The sequence below is a fragment of the Kribbella sp. genome, from assembly GCF_035687465.1.
Classification (GTDB): Bacteria; Actinomycetota; Actinomycetes; order Propionibacteriales; family Kribbellaceae; genus Kribbella.
The window spans coordinates 1-4,763 of sequence record NZ_DASRXP010000222.1 but is presented as its reverse complement, the minus strand read 5'-3'; the positions used below and the strand labels follow the sequence as shown (position 1 = coordinate 4,763).

Below are 4,763 nucleotides of genomic sequence, written 5' to 3'. Positions count from 1 at the left end.
AGTCGGGGTTGATGCCGTGGTCGTGGAGTTTGGCTCGGAGGCGGGTGGTTTCTTCGTGGAGGCGTTCGTTTTCGTCGACTAGGCCGGCCAGTTCGCGCAGTAGGTGGCGGCGGCGGCCGGTGCCGTACCAGAACTTGTCGGCGGGGTAGTCGCTGCCTTCCGACAGGAGGTCGCGCACGCCTTCCTCGGAGAGTCGGCTCGGGCTCAGCACGTCATCCACGGATTGCCGGCCCGGGCTCAGGATCTCGATCACCTGTTGGCGTGCGGTTTCCAGGTCGACGCCGAGTTTGGTCAATGCCTGGGCCGCGACTCCCTCGCCCTCGCGGATCAGGCCGAGCAGGATGTGCTCGGTGCCGATGTAGTTGTGCCCGAGATTCAGCGACTCTCGCAGACTGAGCTCCAGCACCCTTTTGGCGCGAGGGGTGAACGAGATGTGCCCGCCGCTGACAAAGTCCTTGCTCTGGCCCCGCCCGATCAGGTTCTCGACCACGGACCTGACCGCCGGGGCTGAGATCCCGAGGTTGGCCAGCGCCCTCGCCGCGACCCCGTCGCTCTCCCGGATCAGTCCGAGCAGCAGGTGCTCGGTGCCGACGAAGTTGTGGTTGAAACCCCCGGCCTCCTCCTGCGCCAGGACCGTGACCCGCCTGGCCCTCTCGCTGAACCTCTCGAACATGCCGATCTCCTCCCAGGAAATACCCTCATCGCCGAACGTCGAGATGTTGACCGCTTGATCCCCTGCCAGCCGCGAACGCAGCCGGTCCGCGAAAACCGACGTGCTCAGCGCGCCGGCCTTCACCTGATCGAGCCAGCCGTCGAAATCCTTGGCCGGCTCCAACTCCAGGTCGGCGCCGTTCACTGCCACGAGCTGCAGCGTGATCGCGACGGCGACCACCCGGTTCGGGCCGGTGAACGGGCGGCGCCGGAGCAACCCGGAAAGCAGGACCGCGGCCGCGTCGGCGAGATCTCCCTGCGTTGACCGGACGTCGTCGAGGATCTGGCCGACCAGTTCGAGATCCGTACGCCGGATGGCGTCGACCGACTCGCAATCCAGTACGCGTGCGGCGACCGCGAGCACGTCGTACAGGTCGAGGTGCTGCATATCAGTCGTCCTGGCGGAGGCTGCGCAATGCGCGCTCGTGCCGGGCGAGGTTGTCCTCCAGCAGGGCGGCGAACCGCTCGTCGGCGCGACGCTGGTCGACCAACGAAGCGAGCGCCTCCCGGGCGACGTCCGACACCGACCGCCCCTCGACCTCCGCCACCGCCTGCAGTCGCTCCGCCAACTCCGGGTCCAGCCGCAAAAGGATGTTCTTCGTCGCCTCTTTCGCCATAGATAGCAAGATATCACGATATCAGGCCGAGGGAAGTCTTATCCGGGTCACAAACTGGGCCGGAAGTCTGGTTCTCATGACTGCAACCGTGACTCTGCACCGAACCCGATCGGCGGCGCCGTCCTGGGTACCTCAGCTGGTCGCCGATCTGATGGGCCTGCTCGCGATCGCCGCCGTCGTGGTCACGACGTGGATCTGGGCGCGGAACGGGGGACTCCTCCAGACGTTCGTGTACCCGGAGTACCTGCTGGAGTCCCAGGCGCTCTATACCGGCCTGTTGTCCCAGGTACTGATGATCCTGATGGTGCTGTTCATGGCCCGGATCCCTTGGGTCGAGCAGTCCTGGGGCCATGACGTCCTCGCGCGCCGGCACAAGTGGCTGGGCTACGCGTCCTTCTGGTTGGCGATCGCGCACACACTCCTGTTCGCGTACAACCGGGTCGAGCGCGAGCCCTCGGAGTGGGCCGGAGCGCTACTGCATTTGTTCGTCACGGACCCATGGATGCTGTGGGCAACGATCGGCACGTTGCTGATCGTCGCGGTGGTAGTGACGTCGATCCAGATCGCCAGGCGCAGACTCCGGTACGAGTCCTGGCACCTGCTTCACCTGTATTCCTACCTGGGCATGGCGTTCGTGGTGCCGCACGAGATCTTCGACGGCACGCACTTCCATACGGCCTGGACGCAGATCTTCTGGTGGAGCCTGTACTTCGGCTCGCTGGCCGCCGTCTTGATCTGGCGCGTCGCGCTGCCGCTGTGGGTGTCGTGGCGTCATCGGCTGGTCGTCGACGAGGTCATCGCGGAGACGCCGAGCGCATTCTCGATTGTGCTCCGCGGGAGGCGCCTGGACCGGCTGCGCACGAAGTCCGGCCAGTTCTTCATCTTCCGGTTCCTCGGGAGCCCGGGATGGACCCGCGGCAACCCGTACTCGATCTCCGCGGCGCCAACCCGCGACGACCTGCGGATCACGCTCGAGGCGGGCGGTGATGGCGCCGTACGGGCCCGCAACCTCATCCCGGGGAGCCGGGTCCTGATCGAAGGTCCGTACGGAACGATGACGGCCGCGCGGCGGCGGCACCCCAAGATGGTCATGCTCGCCGCCGGCGTCGGGATCACCCCGTTCCGCGCCCTCCTGGAGGACTCCGAGTACGGACCCGGCGAAGCGACCTTGATCTACCGCTACACCAACCACGAGCACGCCATCTTCCTCGCCGAACTCAGCGAGTTGGCCGAGCGGCGCCGCATCGAGTTGGTCTTCCTCCCTGGACGCAGGCGCGACGACGGCTCCTGGCTTCCCGCCGATGTCGACGGCTCCGATGTCGACGTACTGAAGACGCTCGTACCCGATATCGCCGACCGCGACGTGTTCGCCTGCGGTCCCGTGCCGTGGCTCAAGGCGGTCCATCGGGCCGCACATCGGGCGGGCGTCAAGGCTCGCGATTTCCACGAAGAGGACTACGCGTGGTGAGTCCCTCACCTCTGCGCTGACTAACGAAAGGCTCAACCATGCGACGTCTCACTCTGATCGTGGCCTCGATCGTCTCTGTGCTCGTCATCGGGTACGGCGGCTGGCTCAGCTCGGCCGAATCCGGCGGCGGTTCCGGCGGCGGCGAATCCGGCCAGACCGGCAAGCCCGGCGAAGCTCCCAAGCCCTGAACCCCCTTAAAATGAAGGAGTTACACCATGAAGAGGCTCATCGCGTTCGGCATCGGCACGGTCGCTCTGGTAGGAGTCGCTGTCGGCGTCCAGGCTTTCGCCACCACGAGCCAGGAGGAGGACAAGCAACCGCCGGCCGCGACGCAGACCACTCCGGCAACACCGTCGGACGGCTCGACGAGCGCTCCGCCCAAGGCAGACGACGGCGAGCGCCCCGGCTCCACCGAGGACCACACAGGCAAGCCCGGCGAGGTCAAATAGCGACGCACCCCCGAGCTGCCCCGGCCCCACGCGCACCTCACGCGTGGGGCCGCGGCGCGTCCGGCCGAGGGTGGTTGCCGCTAGCAACCTCATGCCGCCTGGCGTGCGCCCACGCAGTACGGCGCGTCCGTCTGGCTGGTTAGCGTTGTTCTTCCGAGGCGGGGTTGAGGGGGAGGGCGAGGATGGCGCGGAGGCCGGAGCCGAGGGTGTCGGTCAGGGTGAGGGTGCCGCGGTGGAGGTCGGCCTGCTGCTGGGTCAGCGCGAGCCCGAGGCCCGAGCCGTGGCTGCGCGGGTTGGGTCCGCGGGCGAAGCGTTCCTTCATCGCCTCCCGGGACGCCGCCGGCATACCCGGACCGTCGTCGGTGATCGTGATGAAGGCCTGGCGCCCGTCGCGGTTGAGCATGACCTCGACCCGGCCGTCCGGCCGTCCGTGCAGCGCGGCGTTGTCGAGGAGGTTGTCGATCGCGCTCCGCAGACCGGTTTGCCAGCCATCGAGGTACGGCGGTCGCATGTGGTCGATGGTCAGCCGGTACGTCGTTTGCGGGTGCCTGTGGCGCGCATGTCGTACCGACTCGTTCAGCAGATCGGCCAGGTCGATTGTGGCGCGGGCGGGCAGGGCACCGGCGTCGCCCCGCGCAAGGGTCTGCAGACCTTCGAGCAGCGCGGTGATGCGTCCGTGCTCAGCCAGTGACGCGGTCAGGATCTGCTGGCGATCCTCCTTGGGAAGCTGCGGATTCCGCTGGAGCGTCTCGAGGTTGATCCCGAGGCTCGTCAACGGAGTACGCAGCTCGTGACCGGCGTCTGCGGTGAACCGCCGAGTCGACTGAGTGCTGGTCTGCAACTGGCTGAGCATGCCGTTCAGGGCTGCCGACAAGTCGGCCACCTCCTGGGGTCGTGTCTCGTCGGGAAGGCGTTGGCCGCTCTCGGCGGTGCGGATCCGGGTCGCACCGGCACGGAGACGCTGCAAGGGCTGCAGAACAAGGCGGGCGACCAGCCACACGCCCGAGCCGGCCACCAAGGTCGCCGCGATCGCGGTCAGCGTGACCAGTTGGGCGTTGTCGGCTAGCCGGTCTTCGATCGGCGCGAGGTCCTGCAAAACCTGCAGCCGCTCGCTGGATCCACCGGCGAGCGGCTGGGTGAGTGATCGCCAGGTCTGGTCCGCGACGTGGAGCGTGGTGTACCCGTCCTCGCTCGGCACGGGCAAGGCGACGGCGGGCTGGTCCCCACGTTCGGCGATGATCTGCCCGTCGACCACCAGCCGGACCAGCGACTGGCTGCCGGCCAGCAGACCACCGTAGTCGTCATCGGCGTGGTCGCCTTGGGATAGCAGTTTGTCGGCGTCCTGACGAACCTTCTCCGCCCGGGAGCTCAGCTGCTGGTCGACGTCGGCGCGGTCGCGATGGTCGATCCGGACGACGATGAGCAGTCCCGTGAGAGCGACCACGACCATCACGAGGAGCGCCACGCTGGCGGTGATCTGGGCACGGAGACTGCGCGGGACCACGGTCATGGTCGTAG

Annotated in this window: 6 protein-coding genes; 3 read left to right on the top strand and 3 right to left on the bottom strand. The window is 67.5% G+C overall.

Translation table 11 applies throughout. The features are described 5' to 3' along the window. On the bottom strand, positions 1-1,099 hold a 1,099-nt coding region (locus VFG33_RS11185), incomplete at its 3' end, for a Clp protease N-terminal domain-containing protein (RefSeq protein ID WP_325025232.1). Position 1,100: 1 nt separating this feature from the next. Continuing rightward, on the bottom strand, positions 1,101-1,328 hold the full coding sequence (locus tag VFG33_RS11180; protein WP_325025230.1) for a ribbon-helix-helix protein, CopG family: 228 nt from the start codon (positions 1,326-1,328) through the stop codon (positions 1,101-1,103). 76 nt (positions 1,329-1,404) lie between these two features. Between VFG33_RS11180 and VFG33_RS11175 the strand changes: the two genes are divergently transcribed. From VFG33_RS11175 to VFG33_RS11165, 3 genes are read left to right on the top strand one after another with little or no spacing between them, the layout of a single operon-like run. Beyond that, positions 1,405-2,796, top strand: coding sequence for a ferredoxin reductase family protein (locus VFG33_RS11175; RefSeq protein ID WP_325025229.1), 1,392 nt, complete (start codon positions 1,405-1,407; stop codon positions 2,794-2,796). 38 nt (positions 2,797-2,834) lie between these two features. Continuing rightward, positions 2,835-2,984 carry a hypothetical protein gene (locus tag VFG33_RS11170; protein ID WP_325025228.1) on the top strand — a complete coding sequence of 50 codons (150 nt, stop codon included), beginning with the start codon at positions 2,835-2,837 and terminating at the stop codon, positions 2,982-2,984. Between the two features lie 27 nt (positions 2,985-3,011). Next, positions 3,012-3,245: a hypothetical protein gene (locus VFG33_RS11165; RefSeq protein ID WP_325025227.1), complete on the top strand. Its 234-nt coding sequence runs from the start codon at positions 3,012-3,014 to the stop codon at positions 3,243-3,245. A gap of 139 nt (positions 3,246-3,384) precedes the next feature. Here the strand turns inward: VFG33_RS11165 and VFG33_RS11160 are convergent. Continuing rightward, the coding region (locus VFG33_RS11160) for a sensor histidine kinase (RefSeq protein ID WP_325025226.1) at positions 3,385-4,763 on the bottom strand (1,379 nt) is incomplete at its 5' end.